We start from the raw sequence: 17,144 nt of genomic DNA, 5'->3' as shown, positions 1-17,144 counted from the left end.
ATGCTCGGCAGGTACCGCTGAGTGAGTATACCAAGGAACAGAGACTGGACCTGGCGGCGCTGAGGGTTGCAACGCGGCTGCCCATCGGGCCAGCAAGCGGTGCTGACGCCAGCCAAGCCGGTCGGGTGCCCGTGAGCCTGCTGGGTGACTATGCCGGTCGTCTGTTCACCGACGGCTACCAGGGCTATGCCGAGGTCGTGCGCCGTAACGCTATCACCCACCCCGGTTGCTGGGCGCATGCACGCCGCAAGTTCATCGAGGCCCAGAAGGGCCGTGGCGGTTGAAAGACCAGCTACCTGCCTGAGTCAGGCCGGCATAGGGTCCATGGATCGCTTACAAATCGGTCAGCCGGAATACACATCATACCTTTTCAGCATTTGTGCTCACGATTTTTATCGATGCGGCTACCGACACGGCCACCCCCGCTTATTAAATCTTCCCTACTTCCGGCTGAAACACACCTAAAAACCCCGCTTTGTTAATTTTTGTATATTTTTTTTGCTAGCTTCAGAGGACGATGCTTGCCGGCGTTTTCGTCCCTAGAAACTAGCGGGGTGCCTTCATGATGCCTTTCGTGACGCTCAGGTCCGTTCTGCTCATTCTCTCCCTTGTCGTGGCCGCTCCAGCATCGGCTCTCGAGCCACAATTCTACTTCTTCGGATCCTTTGGGGCAGGAGAGCCCGACCTGGGGAAGCTGGAAAACAAGATCAAAGCTGTCGCAGAAGCAGCCAATGGCAATGGCGGCGTCGGCTCTCACCAAGCCGATGAACGGGACGAAATCTTCAGCCTGGGGATTGGCCTTCAGCTGCATCGCTACTTTGCCATTGAGCTGAGCTACCTGGATCTGGGCAGCTATGAGCTTGAAGCAAATGGCAGCCACTCAAACGGGCAGGGGGAAGTTATTGCTTATAGCGATGCTGAGGTCGAGGTTCGAGGTTATGGGCTGCATGGGGTCGTGATTGTCCCCGTCACGGAGCGTTTCTCGGGGGATCTGGCTCTTGGTATCGCGAAACTTAAAACAGAAGTGGAAGGCCGCTATACTCGCGATTACATTACCCCGCTAGGCCATTTAAGCGAGCAAGAACACTATGATCTGACACTACGCGACACGGTTGCCAGCGTTGGCGTAGGTACACACTATGCCTTCACTGATATGCTGGGATTGCGTCTGAACTATCGCTACTACGGCGGCCTCGGAAATATCTACGAAGCCGACGAAAGCATAGATGTCTTGTCGATCGGTCTGACGTTTCACTTGTGACTGCTCCCCGCCCTAAGCGCTGACGCGCCACGGGCGAGGCTTCCCAATTCTCAGGCAGCAGCCGGCGACATGCCGGACTTATGCAAGCCTCCATGGGCAGAGACGGACAGCCCTTCCGCCTTTAGCTGGATGATGCCTCGATGCCGTATGTTCAGCGCCGCGTTGATGTCCCGGTCGTGCTGCATGTGGCAGGAAGGGCACTCCCACGACCGGACGCTCAACGGCATGGCGTCCATCTTGTGCTGGCAGACATGACAGGTCTCGGAGCTGGCATACCACGGGTCGATTTTGACCAGATGCTTGCCCTGCTCCTTGGTCTTGTAGTCCAGCTTGGTGATCAAAGCGTGCCATGACGCATCGCCGATATACTTGGCGAGGCGGGTGTTTTTCATCATGTTGCGGACTTTCAGTGTCTCGACGAGCACCGCTTGGTTGTCGTCAACGATCTGTCGAGAGAGCTTGTGCTGAACCCCAGACCACGAAGTGCGGGTTGAGCCGCTGTTCGGGGGTGGCGTAACTAAGCGGTTCGCCCTCCTGAGTTTCCACCCGCCCACCGGCTTGCTCGACCACCGCTTGGGCGGCGCCGGTATCCCATAGGCAGGTGGGACCGAGGCGCGGGTAAACGTCCGCACGTCCCTCCGCCACCAGGCAGAGCTTGAGCGAACTGCCCATGGGCACCAACTCATGCTCGCCCAGTTGCTCAAGCCAGGCCGCCAGGTCGGGGCTGGGATGGGAACGGCTACCGACCACCCGCCACGGGGAACCTGCGGAAGGCTTGCCGGCGACTTGGATCGGCGTGCGCTCACCCTCTTTCCCAACCTTGAACGCCCCAACACCCTGCGCTGCCAGGTAGGCGGTGTCCAGGGCCGGCGCTACCACCACGCCCAGCACGGGCTTGCCATGCTCGATCAGGGCGATATTGACGGTAAACTCGTCGTTGCGCTTGATGAACTCCTTGGTACCGTCCAGCGGGTCGACCAGCCAGTAGCGGCCTTGCGCATCCGCCCCCGGAAAGGCGTCGATATCCTCTTCCGAGAGAATCGTGATCGCCTCGGGCAATGCCTTCAGCCCCGCCACGATCACGTCATGTGCGGCCTTGTCGGCTTCGGTGAGCGGGCTCTTGTCCTCTTTCTCCTCGACGCTGAAGTCGCGGGCGTAGGTCTGCATGATGGCGTCGCCGGCTTCGCGGGCGATGCGCTCCACGGCGTCCAGCAGTTCGGCGCGGTTCATGGTCATTCGAATCCTCCATAGTGGCCGTGCATCGTCGGCTCCGTTGTCAGGCGATGATGCCGTGCTCGCGCAGCGTGGCAATCACGGCCTCGGCCGCTTGTTCCGGGCTCTGAGTCGAGGTATCCAGGCGCAGCTCGGGGTTCTCCGGCGGCTCGTAGGCTGAATCGATGCCGGTGAAGTTCTTCAGCTCGCCGCGCCGCGCCTTTTTGTACAGCCCCTTGGGGTCGCGTTCCTCGGCCACTTCCAGTGGCGTATCGACAAAGATCTCGATGAACTCACCCTCCCCCATGAGATCGCGGGCCATGCAGCGCTCGCTGCGGAAGGGCGAAATGAAGGCAGTGAGCACGATCAGTCCGGCATCGGCCATCAGGCGAGCCACTTCGGCCACCCGGCGAATGTTCTCGACACGGTCGGCATCGGTGAAGCCCAAGTCACGGTTAAGACCGTGACGCACGTTGTCTCCGTCCAGCAGGTAGGTGTGCTGGCCGGCATCATGCAGCTTCGTCTCCACCAGGTTGGCGATGGTCGACTTGCCAGCGCCGGAAAGCCCGGTGAGCCACAGCACGGCGGGCTTCTGACCCTTGGCGAGAGCGCGCGCCCGCTTGTGGATGTTCACGTGCTGCATGTGGATGTTCTGGCTGCGCCGCAGGGCGAAGTGCAGCATGCCCGCGCCGACGGTGTTATTGGTCAGACGATCGATGAGGATGAAGCCACCGGTATCCGGGCTCTTCCGGTAGGGATCGAAGGCCACGGTGCGGTCCAGGCTCAGTGTGCACACTGCGATAGCATTGAGGTCTAGCTGCTTGGCGGCCACATGCTCCAGCGTGTTGACGTTGATCTGGTACTTGATGTCGCTTACGGTCGCCGAGACCCAACGCGTACCCAGCTTCATCAGGTAGGGGCGACCGGGCAGCAGCGGCTGCTCGTGCATCCACACCAGCGTAGTCTCGAACTGGTCAGCGGTCTGGGCGGGTTGTTCGATGCCTGAGATCATGTCGCCGCGGGAGATATCGATCTCGTCTTCCAGCAGCAGCGTGACGGACTGCCCGGCAACGGCCTGTTCCAGATCGCCATCGAAGGTGTAGATTCGCTTGACGGTGCTGCTCTGGCCCGAAGGCTGCACCCGGATGGCATCGCCCGGCTTGACCACACCGCTGGCGATCATGCCGGTAAACCCTCGGAAATCAAGGTTGGGGCGATTGACCCACTGCACCGGCATGCGGAAAGGCGCACGCTGCTGAGACTCGTCATCCAACTCCACGGTTTCCAGATAGCCCATCAGCGTGGTGCCGTGGTACCAGGGCATGCGAGAACTGTGCTCAATGACGTTGTCGCCCTTGAGCGCCGACATCGGGATAAAGGTGATCTCTTCGAGCCCGAGCTGCTTGGCGAAGTCGCGATACTCTTCGACGATCGCCTCGAACCGCGCCTTGGAGTAGTCCACCAGATCCATCTTGTTGATGGCGACCACCACATGACGCATGCCGATCAGCGACATCAGGAAGCTGTGGCGGCGGGTCTGGGTGAGAATGCCATGGCGGGCGTCCACCATCAGGATGGCCGCGTCGGCGGTGGAGGCCCCGGTGACCATGTTGCGTGTGTACTGTTCGTGTCCCGGGGTATCGGCAACGATGAACTTGCGCTTATCGGTGGAGAAGAAGCGGTAGGCCACGTCGATGGTGATGCCCTGCTCGCGCTCGGCGGCCAGGCCATCCACCAGCAGGGCGAAATCGATGTCGCTGCCCTGGGTGCCATACTTCTTCGAGTCCGCTTCGATGGCCGCCAATTGATCCTCGAACAGCAGCTTGGACTCGAACAGCAGCCGCCCGATCAGGGTGCTCTTGCCGTCGTCCACGCTGCCGCAGGTAATGAAGCGCAACAGGCCCTTGTGTTCGTGTGCCTTGAGGTAGCCCTCGATATCGCCGGCGATCATGTCGGATGCGTGTGCCATTAGAAATAGCCCTCCTGTTTTTTCTTCTCCATGGAGGCGGCGCTGTCGTGGTCGATCACGCGGCCCTGGCGCTCGGAGGTCCTGGTCAGGAGCATCTCCTGGATGATCGCCGGCAAGGTGTCGGCTTCCGATTCGATGGCTCCAGTGAGCGGGTAGCAGCCCAGCGTACGGAAACGCACCTTGCGCAGCATGGGCACTTCGCCGGGTTCGAGCGGCATGCGCTCGTCATCGACCATGATCAAGGCGCCGTCGCGTTCCACTACGGGCCGCTCCGCGGCGTAGTAGAGCGGCACAATGGGGATGCCCTGAAGGTAGATGTACTGCCAGATATCGAGCTCGGTCCAGTTCGACAGAGGGAACACACGGATCGATTCGCCCTTGTGCCGGCGCGTGTTGTAGAGCTTCCACAGTTCCGGGCGCTGGTTCTTCGGGTCCCAGCGGTGCTGGGCGGTACGGAAGGAGAAGACACGCTCCTTGGCGCGGGATTTCTCTTCGTCGCGGCGGGCACCGCCGAAGGCGGCATCGAAGCCATACTTGTCCAGCGCCTGCTTGAGCCCCTCGGTCTTCATCACGTCAGTATGAATGGCCGAGCCGTGGGTGAAGGGGTTGATGTCCTTCTCCACGCCTTCCGGGTTGATATGGACCAGCAGGTCCATGCCCATCTCCTTGGCCATGTTGTCGCGGAAGTCATACATGGCGCGAAATTTCCAGCGTGTATCCACGTGTAGTAACGGGAAGGGCGGCGGCGAGGGGGCAAAGGCTTTGCGCGCCAGGTGCAGCATGACCGCGCTGTCCTTGCCGACCGAGTAGAGCATGACGGGGTTGTCGGTTTCCGCGACCACCTCGCGCATGATCTGGATACTCTCGGCTTCCAGCCGTTGAAGATGGGTTAACGATGTCATAGCCGGGTCCGGTGAAGGGCGTGAGATGAGAAAGACAGCCCCTCCCCTCGGGGCATGGCTTCCTGAGCTCTACGCAGGGTTTATTAAACGTTACGTCGCTTGCTTTCCGCGCCCAGGGCGTCGGGCGGCACATTGATCAAGTGGAAATCGGGATGCTCTTCCAGCCAGGCCCTTATCTCAGGGCTGGCCTGGAACCAGGCGCCATGGAACACCAAAGCAATCGGGCCATCGGCCTGCTGCAGCAACCGCTCGAACAGGGCCAGGTAGTGTTCGGCCTGGGGCGGCGCTGCCAGGCAGTGCATGAACAGCGCGCCACGCTTGCCATGCAGGTAGAGCTGGTAGCAGCGCGGGTGGTTTGGACGTGCCGGCACGACCCGTACGCCACCCAGCCAGCGGACTCCATCGGCCCGCTCCACAGACTCGAGCGAAGGCTGCACCTGCTGGCGATACCAGCGCCCCGCGGCCGAACGCCGGCGGGCGAGGCCGTCGAGTGCCAACGGCACCGGTGCCAGCCCCCTGGCGTCCCACCAGTGCTCGATGGCCCGCGCCGACACCGCTACGCCGAGCGGGGTTGGCTGCACCTGCAACCACTCGGCCAGGGCCTTGCTGCTCCAGGCCGGCAGCGGTGCAGGCGGCAACGCCGCTAGCTGCTTCTCCAGTGCCTGTTGCTGCGGTTCGCCCAAGGCGTTCGCCTGACCCGCGGGCCGGCCGCGCGGGCGTAGCGGCACCGCCTCCCAGCCCCCTTCTCGAAACGCCTTCCAGGCCGCCGATACGGTCGGTGCCGAAAGCCCGGTCTGTCGGCAGGCTTCGGCGACCGTTTGGCCGTCGAGGCGCAGTCGCACCGCTTTCAGGCGGCGCTGGCTCAGCGATTCAGGCGAAAAATCTTTAGTGGCCAAACATTCACCAACAGTCTGTTTTCAAGTGATTTTTAAGACATATAAGTAAATTAAAAAAAGGCGCAGTTAGACAGCATCATAAAAGGCTGAGTAGAATCGCACAAGCGCTAACGCAGCCAATCCAGGCCGTTTCGCATCCCCTAACCGAATGATCAAGGACACGGCATGATCCCCTGGGTTGTACTGCTCTCCATCGCCGGCTTGCTCGCCCTGTTGGTAACCGGCCTGGTACGTCCCGCCATCGCCTTCGTGACATTGGCTGCCGCTTACCTGCTGCTGGGCCTGATCGATACCACCACGCTACTCCAGCAGTTCACTAACCCGGCGCTGGCCACCCTGCTGCTGTTGCTGCTGGTATCGCTTGCCCTGGAACGCTCGCCACTGCTGGATCGGCTGGCTCAGCACATGTTCAAGGGCCGGCCGCAAATGGCCACGGCACGTCTGATGGGAACCACTGCCGTGCTATCCGCTTTTCTCAACAACACCGCCGTGGTAGCCACCTTTCTCGGCGCTATTTCACGTCAGCGACATATCGCCCCTTCACGGCTGCTGATTCCGCTCTCCTACGCCTCGATCCTGGGCGGGATGACCACTCTAGTAGGCACTTCCACCAACCTGGTGGTGAGTTCCTTCACGCTAGGCAGTGCCGGCTTCGAGCTCGGCATGTTCCAGTTCAGCCTGGTGGGTCTGCCAGTAGCCGCCTTGACGTTCATGGTGCTGCTATGGCGAGCAAAGGCCTTGCCGCATCACGTACCTGAAGACACTGCCGACAAGCTGGCCTATTTCCTGGCCGCCGACCTCCAGGCCGACTCGCCCCTTATCGGCCATAGCATCGAGGCCAACGGACTGCGCCGGCTCGATGGGCTCTATCTGCTCGAGATCGAGCGCCAGGGCCGGTTGATTAGCCCAGTCGGGCCGGAGGAGATACTCCAGGCAGGCGATACGCTGGTTTTTACCGGCGAAGTGGGCAAGGTGCAGACGCTACAGCGCTTTCCCGGCCTGAAGCTGTTCGGTCATCATGCCGATGATCTCCTGGCCACCAACCTGGTGGAAGTAGTGATCTCCCACGAATCGGAGCTGGCTGGGCAAACACTGCAGGACGTGGACTTTCGCAGCATGTTCAATGCCGGCGTGGTAGGCATACGGCGGGGAGGCAAGCGTCTGGAAGGGCAACTCGGCAAGATCCCACTGCGAGTGGGTGATTGCCTGCTGTTGGCGGTGGGTGGCGACTTTCGCCAACATCGTAATATTGATCGCAACTTCCACCTGCTCAGCGGAAGCTTCACGCGACCGCGGCTCAAGCGCAGCGAGAGCCTACTGACTCTACTGGGCTTCGCTACGGCAATTGGTCTGGCAGCACTCAACCTGCTGCCGCTCTTCCATGGTTTGCTGCTGTTACTCGGGGGGCTGGTACTGGCCCGGGTTCTCAGCGTGGCAGAGCTGCGCCGGCGCTTTCCCTTCGAGCTGTGGCTGATCATCGGCTCGGCGCTGGCGATCTCCCAGGCGCTGGGGAACTCGGGCGCGGGGGCACTGCTGGCGCAGGGCATTCAGCAGCTGTTCAACGGCCATGGCGTCTATCCCGCCTTCATCGGCTGCTACCTGCTGACGCTGCTACTCTCCGAGACCGTGACCAACAACGCCGCCGCGGCGCTCGCCTTCCCGGTGGCCTGGTCCACTGCCCAGGCCTTCGGCGTCGACCCGCTGCCCTTCATCATGGCCGTGGCCTACGGCGCCAGCGCCTGTTTTCTGATCCCTTACGGCTACCAGACCCACCTGATGGTCTATTCGCCGGGACGCTACCGCATCGCAGATTTCATCAGGATCGGACTCCCGGTCAGCCTGGTTTACTCCGCGGCCGTGCTGGTGCTTACGCCGATGGTTTTTCCGTTCTAGACCACAGCGCCGCTGCCCGTCGCACATTACCTACTTCTCGCGCTGTCTCAGCTGCTGCTTCGGCCATATTCGCGGCTTCATCGGGATGCGCCAGCAGCCACTCCAGGCAACGCTGCCAGTCGGCAGGATCGTCGCCGGCCAGCATGCCGTTGACGCCATGCTCGATGATCTCGGTGTACGGGCGGCGGTTGGAAAAGATGCCCACCCCGCCCATTACAGCGATATCCAGATATTTGATGAATGACTTGCCGCGGTTGAATGGCGTATCCAACAGCGGCGTCAGGCCGATATGCACCCTGTGGTGCGCCTGATAGCCACGAAAGCGCCTCCACGGCAGCGGCTCTGGACACACCGTGCGGGGTGATCCGGCAAGCTTGGACGGCAGCTGCTGACCCAGCATCAGCTCCAGCTCGGTGTCGTCACGCTCCCGCTGTATTGCTGCTAGTACCGGTGCGATATGCGCAAGATCCGCCAAATGCGCCCGGGTGCCATGGAAGCCGAGTCGCCAAGGCGCCTTGGCCGAGGGCCCGGTGTCGAAGTGGGTCAGGTCAGGTAGCGGCGAGATCAATGGCGGCGTCATTACCCTGATGTTTGCATGCTCGACGCGCAGTCGCTCGGCCAGCAGCGTACTGCAGGCCACCACCTCGTCGGCCAATGCCAGCAACTTTGGCTGCTGGTCTGATGCTCTAGCCATTCTCGCCCGGTAGGCCTCAGGCAAAGTTTCATCCGCTGCCGCTGCACCCAGGTCATCATCGATCAAGTAGAGGATGCGGCCAAAACTCCTGCGCTCCCTCGCCAACCAGCGAAGTGCCGGCTCCGGCAAGGTCCGACACAGCACCAGGTTGGCTCCGGGTTGGCGCGAGATAACCCAGCGCGCCAAGGGCCAGCGCCAGCTACGCACATCCAGCCGGCCGAGATCATGCCCCTCCAAACGCAAGAGAGGCGCGACCGACTCGAGGAAGTAGATGTCCTCGGTCGGCCGCGCCCCGTCACTCAATACCAGCCAGCGCTCCTTACTTGTCACTTCTCGGTCCTCACCAACGGAGCGTTCACCGCAATGAAAAATCCTCATGCACCAGGGTCAAGTTGGGGTTGTACGCCGGGTCGCTATCCAAATGCTCGCCCCAAGTCTCGCGCATGTAGTTCGCCTCGCCGTTGGCCCGGGCGCGCTTGGCGGCGTTGTCCTCGGCGCCGCGCGAGACCGATTCGTGATGGTAGAGCTCGGCGTAGGGCGTCCAGAGGTTGCGGTAGCCGGCCTCGCGCACCTTCAGGCACAGGTCCACGTCGTTGAAGGCGATGGCCAGGTGCTCCTCGTTTAGCCCGCCAACCTCCTCGAACACCGCCCGGCGCACCAGCAGGCAGGCGCCGGTGACCGCCGAGAGGTTGTGCGCCAGGTGCAGCCGCGTGAAGTAACCAGGCGAGTGGCGGGTGAAGTACTTGTGGGCGTGGCCCGCCACCCCGCCGATGCCCAGGATCACCCCGCCGTGCTGCAGGGTGTCGTTGGGGTAGTAGAGCTTCGCCCCCACGCAGCCGATCTCTGGCCGGCACGCCTGGCGCACCATCTCGGCCAGCCAGTCGCGGTTGATCGGCTCGATGTCGTTGTTGACCAGCCCCAGGATCTCGCCGTGGGCGTACAACGCGCCGAAGTTGTTGATCGCCGAGTAGTTGAATGGCTCGTCCCAGCGCAGCACGCGCACCCGCTCGTCACGCTCGCTCACCGCCCTCATGTAGGCCAGCGTCTCGGTGCAGGTACTCTGGTTGTCGAGGATCAGCACTTCGAGGTTAGGGTAATCGGTGCGTTCGAGGATGGCATCCACGCAGGGCTTGAGGATCGCTAACCGGTCGCGGGTGGGAATCAGCAGGCTGACCAGCGGTGCCGGCTCTGGCAGCGGCCAGCGCACCCGATAGGTATTGGGGAAGTCTCCCGGCATCACCCGGGCCTCCGGCATCCGCTGCGCCAGGTGATCGCGCACCGCCGCGAGCCCCGCCTCGCTGGTGTAGTCCTTCTCGCCGCTGCCCAGCGCCGTGGAGCCCGCCCCGGCCCGCCAGTGGTAGAGCACATGGGGAACGTGCACGATCCGCTCCGGCACCAGCCGCGCCGTGACGCGCAGCGCCAGGTCGTGGTCCTGGCTGCCCTCGAAGCCCTCGCGAAAGCCGCCCACCTCGCGCACCAGCGCTGTGCGATACACCCCCAGGTGAGTGAGGTAGTTCTGCGCCAGCAGCAGATCGGGGTTCCACTGCGGCTTGAAGTGCGGGTCGAAACGCTCGCCGCGCTCGCTGAGCTTGTCCTCATCGCTATAGAGCAGCCCGGCCTCTGGGTGGCGATGCAACGCCTCGATCACATGGAAGAGCGCATGGGGCGAGAGGCAGTCGTCGTGGTCGAGCAGCGCCACGAACTCGCCCTTGGCCAGCGCCAGCGCGCTATTGCTCGCCGCGCAGATATGCCCGTTGCGCTCGCGGTAGACCACCTGGATGCGCGAATCGCGCTTGGCGTACGCCGCCAGCACCCGGCGCACCTCCGGGTCGGGGGAGGCATCGTCGGCGATGCACAGCTGCCAGTGGGGATAGTGCTGGCCCAGCACCGACTCCAGGCATTCGCGCAGCCAGTCGAGGTGCGGGTTGTAGACCGGCACCAACACCGAGATTAGCGGCGTGTAGGGCAGCTTGTTGATCACCCGGCGCACCCGTTCCGCGGAGAGCTCGCGGCGGTCTTCCAGCCACTGGGTATAGCTGTGGCGAGTGGTACGCCGTTCGAAGGTCGCCTCGTACTGCTCGAGCGCCAGCTCGCGCCAGTGCCGGCCTTGCTCGCGCGCCTGGCGCTTGAGCGCCGGCAGCACCTCGGCTCGGCTCTTGCCGCGCCACTGGTGATGCATGTTCACCAGGCGCTGGGCCAGGCGGTCGTGGGCGAACCAGGGGCTCAGCCAGGCCAGGCGCAGGTGGCGCAGTGTGAAACGGCCTTCCGTGCCCATGGGGTCGAAGCGCAGCGCCTTGAGCCGCTTGGGCACGTAGAACAGCCGCTTGGTCACCCGGCCGCTCTTCAGCGGCAGATAGATGCTCTGCTCCTCAGAGAAGCCATCGCCGATATCCAGGTAGAGCTTCACCGCGACGCTGGGCTGGTCGTGCTCCATGGCCACTTCCAGCATCTGCCAGCCCGGCAGGGGCAGGCTGCGTTTGAGCAGAAACTGCGGGTCATCGCCGGTGGCTTGCCACTGCCAGCGTTGGTTAGCTCCAAGCGGTAGAAGCTGCTTATGGGCAATCAACCGCTCCTTGGGCATCACGACCAGTGGCGAATATCGTAGGCACTGCTCAAGCAGGCGCGAGCCCTTTTCCAGACGTTGCAACGCGGTGGTGCTCATTAACTCTCGGCTTCCGGTGCTTGGCGAGGACGGGGAGAAGCCACAGCTCGCTGCATAGATAGCCTTTCCTCGATACGCGCCTTGATGTTCTGAATTCCAGGCCCCTTTGGCCGCCAGGCCTGGGCGCGCTCTATGGCGAAAAGCGCATCCTCCAACAGCCCCTGCCGTTCCAGCAGCACCGCCAGTTCGCGCAAGAAGTCAGCTTCCCGGCTGGTTTCCTTTTCCAGCACCGTGCGCTGCTGTGCCGAAAGCCCGGGAAACTTCGCCTGGGCACAAGGCTCGTTGAACTCGATACCCAACACATCCAGCAGCTTGCAGAAGGCATAGTCGCCGCGGCCAGAGTCCCTATGCGCCACGGCAGTGCCACGTACCTGAATCAAGATATCGGGAGCGTCCTTCTCAAGTGCGGTCAACGGAGCCGCAAGGTCGAGCCAAGCACCTACCTCCCTATCAACCGATACAGCAGGAGACTCGGCCACTTCCCGCAAAGCTGGGAAGCGAGTCACCACTGGCGTCATCTGCTGCAACAGGTGATGCTCAAGACGCTCCCGGACCTCTTGCGACAGGTCGGCCATGGTATAGCCTTGCTCTCCTTCGGCACGATCCGAATATCCCTGAAGGCTCCAGTCCACGCGATGAGCCAAGGAGTCCGGCAATTCGGGAAGAACCGTATTGAGCAGGCGCTTGAGTTCCAGAGCCGACTTGACGTAGCTCCTATTCGTTATAGCGACATCGCCTACCAATCTGACGGCCTCTGCTTCGGGTATCCCCAGAACCTGCAAAAACCGCTGCTCAATAGACTCTCCCCCTTGCCTTGGCGAGCGGTAGGGCAGAAACGCGCAATACTCATCACCGAATGCATCGGCCCATTTCAGCAAGGGCAGCCCCACCAGGTGCTGAGTGGGCTGGCTGAGCAGCGTCGGCAACTGTTCATTCAGCCGCTGAGTACCCATATGGCGTTTGATCCCCTGGTTATGGTTACCCAGCAGGTAATCCACGGGATGGCGCAGAAAGCCGATGACCCGTACGTCCAGTTCGCGAGTGATGGCATGCATCTCAGCGACCTTGCCATAGAGCGCTTCGGCGGAAAGCAGCAGGCACAGGCCGCTCTCCCGGGCATGCTGCAGCCACTCCGACAACCGCTGCTCGGCCTGGGCCTGCTTGCCATTCAACAGGGCCCCGGCCAGCTGTGTATGACCGCCGGAAACACCGTTCCTATCCAATGAATGCTCGGGGTAGTAATAGCCCCACTCAGCAAGCGCCTCACGATTCGTCTGGCAGAAGCGCTGTATCGCTGAGGAGCCGGACTTTGGCGCTCCTATATGCAGAACAACATCCGGAAGTTTCCGCTTGTCTTCTCGGCCCCAGGCCCTAATTATCCTCTTGATCATGACCCCTTCTCAAAGCTGACAAGCTTGGCTATTTAAATAACCACTTCATTTATCAAGCGATAATATGCATCGACTGGCTTCAAAAATCAGCAGAAAAACGAGACATATTGAGCAGCGCCTTTCCACATCGCAAGCATTAACTCAATCGCAGTGTGCTGTCTTTAGAAAATCAACCATCAAGGCCAGCAAGGTGCCTCGACTAAGCAGCCAACCGGTCACATTGTGGTCATCGCAGCCTTCCACAGGAAGTAGCCGGACCCCAGGCAAGCCTTTTACATGAGAGGCGTAGTTTTCATCTCTCTCGTCACAATCACCATAAACCATCCATAGCGTCATAGAATGCTTGTTTTCTAATAATGAACGTAAGCTGACGGCATACTGTGGCGTCATTTTTAGAATACGTTCAGCAATGACTTTGGCCCGGCCATCTTGCTGCATCGTTTTCACGCGCAGGTCTGTGATGCCACCCATACACAGAATCTTCTCGGCCCCCAGCTTGTGACCATACAGCACGGCCGCAAAGCTTCCCCCGGAATTGCCATAGCACAGAATACGCTTGGCATGCGAAGGCACCATCGCTTTCAACGTCTCGACGGATGCCTCCAACGAGCCTCCCAACTGCTTGATGCCATTAAGGTACAGCAGGCGCTGCCTGTCCTTGAGATAGATGACATTGAGAGGTTCGTTGGTTAGGATGGCGTGCATGAGTTCCAGGCGAATCCCCGTTCTCTCTCCCGCCCCTGTGAATACGATCAACACTTTATCGCTGCGGGGGTCCCAGTGACAGGCTACCTCCTGATCATGATCCTCGAAGAGCGAAGGCGTGCCCACCACGCCCAGCGACCGTTCCAGCCCCCATTGCCGACGGATAGCCTCGATCTGCAAACGGTGGTCCGGCCGAGGCATCTCCATGAGCTCAGCTGCCTGCAGGGCCTGCTCTGCCTGCGCCGGGTGATTCCATTGCCATAGCGCCTCTATGTATCGCAAGCGATGCCCCATGGGGATATCGCCGAACAACTGCTGTGTCACGGCATCATGGAGCTCCGTGGTATCGAAACGTGCACTGCCCGTGGCCAATTGAACGGCCACAAGCCGAAACAGGCCGTCCGACGAGAGCCGACCCAGCTGGCCGTCAAGCGCAGCAAAGGACGCCGTAACCTGATCGAGGCTAGCGCCAAGCCAGGCGTTGTAGACCACATAAGCGTGTATTTCACAGTCCTGATTTGCATGAGCCAGCCAGTACTGCCAGAACTTTCGTAACGTTTGTTCATCACCTATCTGATGCAGCAGCTGCTCCATGACCGTATACATGGCCGGATTTGGCGAGCATTTATAAGCCACTTCCAAGCATACGGCCAGAAGTGCCTGATTCTCCACCTTGCCTACCAGGGCAACCAGATGCCGCAGAATAGGCAGTGCCCGCTCTCCAGTTGGTGTCTCTTGTTGAACGGCAGCTAGCAAATGCGTGACTGCGGTCTGCACAATGGGTGACGCTGCTAGCTCTCGATACACTCGTGACGCCAGCAGATAACGCGTGATGCGAGGCGGCTGTTTTTCCAGCGTGGGCACTGCCCTATACCAGGCATTCAAGGCCGCCTCAGCCTCAGGATAACGCTGCCTGTTCAACAACAGTGCCGTGCGCTCCTGATACAGCTCTGAGTGGATCGGGAAAGCCTCGATCCCTTCTACCAAGGCTTGCTCGGCACTTTCCCAGTCCAGAGATTCACGGTACTGCCGATACTGCTGTAAGTAGTGCTGGGGCTTCATCACTGTTCATTTCTCGTACTTGTTGTACAGCAGTCACTTGGTTTAACCATTGCCGGACACCACGTCAGACAGAGCCAGCAGCTCGCCATCCGGACAGGTTTCGCGGTACAGCGCGACATCTTCTCGGTATGAAGTGGCCACCGCTTGATAGGCGGCCTTGTCATACAATGATGCGATGCCCGGCAACTTTTCCTCTGCTTTCATGACCATCAGCTCCTTAATGGGGACGTTAGCGAATGATCCATGATTCAGAAGAGAAAATTGATCCAGCCCATGCCGCGTCAACGGGCGGGCATCACGTACGGAGAACTGCAATAACTCTTCCAGTTTGCTGATGGCCTGCGCAAAACGCTCGACACAGAACACATCGTGGTAGTGCTCATAGAGCAGGAAATCGACCTGGGGTCGCCAATGAATATTGGCATTGCGGATTTGTGGGCGTGCCAGCGAATTGACGAAGTGATAAAAAGTCAAATCATCTAGAGCAATTTCGCGACCCATGGCATCGATATACTGCCAGGAAGGTACGTCCTTGCTGACAAATTTATCGAGAAACACACTTGCCAGCCGACGAAAAGGGCAACGCAGCACCACAAAAGTGTAATCCGCCGTGATGGCCTCCCTCAGCGAGGCACGGAATGTGCCATTGTTGGCATGTATCCAGTTAATATCTTTCTCATCACGGATGCACCCATTTTCGAGAGCCAAAGAGAACCGCAAGGTTGAACAAGCATTTTTGGGTATAAAACTGTACAGCGCATTAGCGCGGTACAGCATCAAAGCATGATTCTGGGCAAATTGGTGTTTGGGGTTATTGGCCAGCGGCTGGTTAACCGCGAAAGCATAACGAAACTGGTTCTTTTTTGTTTTCTTCATGCTAATTGTTCAATTCCCTCAGCAATTCACTACTGCAAATACAATACTAAAACAAGACTATTTTAGACAAGATATAGCCTGTGTCGTCAATCACCAAACCATCAAGGGTTTTCTCATCAAGTCTTTGATGTTCTGCCGAACGAGAACCTCCTCCGCTGTCGCCCAAGATTTCCAGTCGGCCTCTTCGCTCCAGCCACTCAGGAACTCGAGTCCAGCCCGGCCGTGCAAGCCGCCCATTAAGCATACTTCAGTTATTTCCTCTAAGAGGTCGCTCTATTGAGTCGATTACTAAAAACCTCGCGCTACTTTAGCCTGCCCAGCCATTCAAAGCATAAATATATTCTAACCGTAGCAGTGTTAGTGGCTCTTCGGTGCTGACAAGTCCTTTCGCCATAGCACTAGGAATACCGCTGATCTGCCTGATCACTAGCAAGCCTCTCTAGTTCTAAGTGTTTCATAAATTTGCCCAGCTAAAATATTCACTAACCTTGCAACTGTTTGGGGGTCATTTTTCAATTCAAATGGTATTACATAATTACCAAGCAAGGATACCAGGGCTGGAATCGATTTTGTGGAGAATCTCATCAGTTCTCCCTCACTAGACACTCCATTATCATAGTTTGCTTCTAACGGCTCGTCCAAGCTATCGTTCATGCGAGCCTTGATCCACTCATAATCGCTTTCAAAAGCAAGAAGAGTACTTTGTATGTATTTCCTAGAAAATTGAAATTTCTGATTCCCGATTGTGCTAATTAATTCGACCAACCTATTATGAACATAGTGTTGTTCTTTTCTGAAATCTGTTTTCGCGCCAGAATGAAAGTTATATGTAAACAGAACCGAAATGGCTTCCTTTGATAGCGACTCATTAACTACATCAGCTTTTGACTCGTTTACACTAAAGCCTAACCTATCGCAAAAATCTTTAACAATATCTCCCCCAGGAAATAGAGAGGGTTCAAACTTGAAAAGCTTTACTCTTTCCACACCAAAAACTCTGTCATAACGCTCGAAGTTTCTGTACTTATGATATACCAGGTTATGATCAAAACTTGCTTGATCATGATATTTTACCAATTGCTGGAAAGCTGAAGCCATAAATGAATAAACAGGCCTTACATAAGCAACAACTAATATTTCATGGAAATATGGTTCTAAAAATTTTTTTAGTTTTTTTATACTTCTCTCGTCGAGATGATATAAGTCTTCGCCAGACATAACCTCAACACTGCTTTTGTGACTCAGAAATCCCTCAATAAGCATTTCTTTTGTTTCATGCCTGAACCGAGACACCTTCTCCGGTGTGTCAATCCCTTTTTTGATAAAAAAATGGTATTGTTCAGGGTTTTCACAAAAAAGCCCGTTAAGCCATCCACTTTGATTCGGATGTGGAAGATTGGCATATGAGACTCGCTCATCTTCAAAGCCATTAAAAAAAGCTTCTTGCAGAGTGCTTGACCCGGTTTTTGGCATGCCGATGTGAACTAAACACAAATCTCTTTTATTAGACATTTAACCTCACGAATTACAAGAAATCAAGTTCCGCAATTTACAAATACTCGCAGACCGAAAAAGGACTTTATAAAGGCAGGCTAACATAGTATTCATTGTTGAATCGAGC

At 58.7% G+C, this 17,144-nt stretch carries 13 protein-coding genes and 1 pseudogene; 3 read left to right on the top strand and 11 right to left on the bottom strand.

The window, feature by feature from the left end:
* Positions 1 to 104 precede the first annotated feature (104 nt).
* Positions 105 to 269 (top strand): annotated as a pseudogene (locus tag HNO52_RS02145) (IS66 family transposase); the annotation flags it as partial.
* A 293-nt stretch (positions 270 to 562) separates the two neighbouring features.
* Positions 563 to 1,261 (top strand): outer membrane beta-barrel protein, encoded by a 699-nt coding sequence (locus tag HNO52_RS02140; RefSeq protein WP_197567443.1) that lies wholly within the window; start codon positions 563 to 565, stop codon positions 1,259 to 1,261.
* Between the two features lie 50 nt (positions 1,262 to 1,311).
* Here the strand turns inward: HNO52_RS02140 and HNO52_RS02135 are convergent, their stop codons facing one another.
* The 5 genes from HNO52_RS02135 to HNO52_RS02115 all read right to left on the bottom strand — a co-directional run bounded on the left by HNO52_RS02135 (position 1,312) and on the right by HNO52_RS02115 (position 6,240).
* The gene (locus tag HNO52_RS02135) at positions 1,312 to 1,686 is read right to left on the bottom strand and encodes an RNA-guided endonuclease TnpB family protein (protein WP_232090481.1); all 375 of its coding nucleotides are present in this window, start codon (positions 1,684 to 1,686) and stop codon (positions 1,312 to 1,314) included.
* 13 nt (positions 1,687 to 1,699) lie between these two features.
* Positions 1,700 to 2,497 carry a 3'(2'),5'-bisphosphate nucleotidase CysQ gene (cysQ, locus tag HNO52_RS02130; protein WP_232090478.1) on the bottom strand — a complete coding sequence of 266 codons (798 nt, stop codon included), beginning with the start codon at positions 2,495 to 2,497 and terminating at the stop codon, positions 1,700 to 1,702.
* Between the two features lie 40 nt (positions 2,498 to 2,537).
* Positions 2,538 to 4,442: a sulfate adenylyltransferase subunit CysN gene (gene cysN, locus HNO52_RS02125; RefSeq protein ID WP_197567442.1), complete on the bottom strand. Its 1,905-nt coding sequence runs from the start codon at positions 4,440 to 4,442 to the stop codon at positions 2,538 to 2,540.
* On the bottom strand, positions 4,442 to 5,344 hold the full coding sequence (gene cysD / locus HNO52_RS02120; protein WP_197567441.1) for a sulfate adenylyltransferase subunit CysD: 903 nt from the start codon (positions 5,342 to 5,344) through the stop codon (positions 4,442 to 4,444). Before cysD ends, cysN begins: the two co-directional genes overlap by 1 nt.
* Positions 5,345 to 5,427: 83 nt before the next feature.
* On the bottom strand, positions 5,428 to 6,240 hold the full coding sequence (locus tag HNO52_RS02115) for a helix-turn-helix domain-containing protein (RefSeq protein ID WP_197567440.1): 813 nt from the start codon (positions 6,238 to 6,240) through the stop codon (positions 5,428 to 5,430).
* Positions 6,241 to 6,405: 165 nt separating this feature from the next.
* On the opposite strand from HNO52_RS02115, the gene HNO52_RS02110 reads away from it, so the two are divergent.
* On the top strand, positions 6,406 to 8,133 hold the full coding sequence (locus tag HNO52_RS02110) for an SLC13 family permease (protein ID WP_197567439.1): 1,728 nt from the start codon (positions 6,406 to 6,408) through the stop codon (positions 8,131 to 8,133).
* Here HNO52_RS02110 and HNO52_RS02105 read toward each other — a convergent pair.
* From HNO52_RS02105 to HNO52_RS02080, 6 genes are all read right to left on the bottom strand, one after another.
* The gene (locus HNO52_RS02105; RefSeq protein WP_197567438.1) at positions 8,108 to 9,157 is read right to left on the bottom strand and encodes a glycosyltransferase family protein; all 1,050 of its coding nucleotides are present in this window, start codon (positions 9,155 to 9,157) and stop codon (positions 8,108 to 8,110) included. The genes HNO52_RS02110 and HNO52_RS02105 overlap by 26 nt on opposite strands.
* A 25-nt stretch (positions 9,158 to 9,182) precedes the next feature.
* Complete coding sequence (locus tag HNO52_RS02100) at positions 9,183 to 11,489, bottom strand: glycosyltransferase family 2 protein (RefSeq protein WP_197567437.1); 2,307 nt, start codon at positions 11,487 to 11,489, stop codon at positions 9,183 to 9,185.
* Positions 11,489 to 12,880, bottom strand: coding sequence for a hypothetical protein (locus HNO52_RS02095; RefSeq protein ID WP_197567436.1), 1,392 nt, complete (start codon positions 12,878 to 12,880; stop codon positions 11,489 to 11,491). The genes HNO52_RS02100 and HNO52_RS02095 overlap by 1 nt, the downstream gene beginning before the upstream one ends.
* 141 nt (positions 12,881 to 13,021) lie before the next feature.
* On the bottom strand, positions 13,022 to 14,647 hold the full coding sequence (locus tag HNO52_RS02090) for a tetratricopeptide repeat protein (protein WP_197567435.1): 1,626 nt from the start codon (positions 14,645 to 14,647) through the stop codon (positions 13,022 to 13,024).
* A 42-nt stretch (positions 14,648 to 14,689) separates the two neighbouring features.
* Positions 14,690 to 15,523 (bottom strand): sulfotransferase family 2 domain-containing protein, encoded by an 834-nt coding sequence (locus HNO52_RS02085; protein WP_197567434.1) that lies wholly within the window; start codon positions 15,521 to 15,523, stop codon positions 14,690 to 14,692.
* Positions 15,524 to 15,949: 426 nt separating this feature from the next.
* Positions 15,950 to 17,035 (bottom strand): hypothetical protein, encoded by a 1,086-nt coding sequence (locus HNO52_RS02080; RefSeq protein WP_197567433.1) that lies wholly within the window; start codon positions 17,033 to 17,035, stop codon positions 15,950 to 15,952.
* Between the last annotated feature and the right edge of the window lie 109 nt (positions 17,036 to 17,144).

The sequence above is a fragment of the Halomonas sp. MCCC 1A13316 genome (genome assembly GCF_014931605.1).
GTDB lineage: Bacteria > Pseudomonadota > Gammaproteobacteria > Pseudomonadales > Halomonadaceae > Halomonas.
The sequence above is the reverse complement of the archived record's forward strand: the minus strand, read 5'-3'. Positions and strand labels throughout refer to the sequence as shown.

Coding starts and splice junctions, on each gene's coding strand:
- HNO52_RS02095 (WP_197567436.1), bottom strand. CDS start 12,880: ATGATCAAGAGGATAATTAGGGCCTGGGGCCGAGAAGACAAGCGGAAA.
- cysD (WP_197567441.1), bottom strand. CDS start 5,344: ATGACATCGTTAACCCATCTTCAACGGCTGGAAGCCGAGAGTATCCAG.
- HNO52_RS02080 (WP_197567433.1), bottom strand. CDS start 17,035: ATGTCTAATAAAAGAGATTTGTGTTTAGTTCACATCGGCATGCCAAAA.
- cysQ (WP_232090478.1), bottom strand. CDS start 2,497: ATGACCATGAACCGCGCCGAACTGCTGGACGCCGTGGAGCGCATCGCC.
- HNO52_RS02085 (WP_197567434.1), bottom strand. CDS start 15,523: ATGAAGAAAACAAAAAAGAACCAGTTTCGTTATGCTTTCGCGGTTAAC.
- HNO52_RS02100 (WP_197567437.1), bottom strand. CDS start 11,489: ATGAGCACCACCGCGTTGCAACGTCTGGAAAAGGGCTCGCGCCTGCTT.
- HNO52_RS02110 (WP_197567439.1), top strand. CDS start 6,406: ATGATCCCCTGGGTTGTACTGCTCTCCATCGCCGGCTTGCTCGCCCTG.
- cysN (WP_197567442.1), bottom strand. CDS start 4,442: ATGGCACACGCATCCGACATGATCGCCGGCGATATCGAGGGCTACCTC.
- HNO52_RS02090 (WP_197567435.1), bottom strand. CDS start 14,647: ATGAAGCCCCAGCACTACTTACAGCAGTATCGGCAGTACCGTGAATCT.
- HNO52_RS02140 (WP_197567443.1), top strand. CDS start 563: ATGATGCCTTTCGTGACGCTCAGGTCCGTTCTGCTCATTCTCTCCCTT.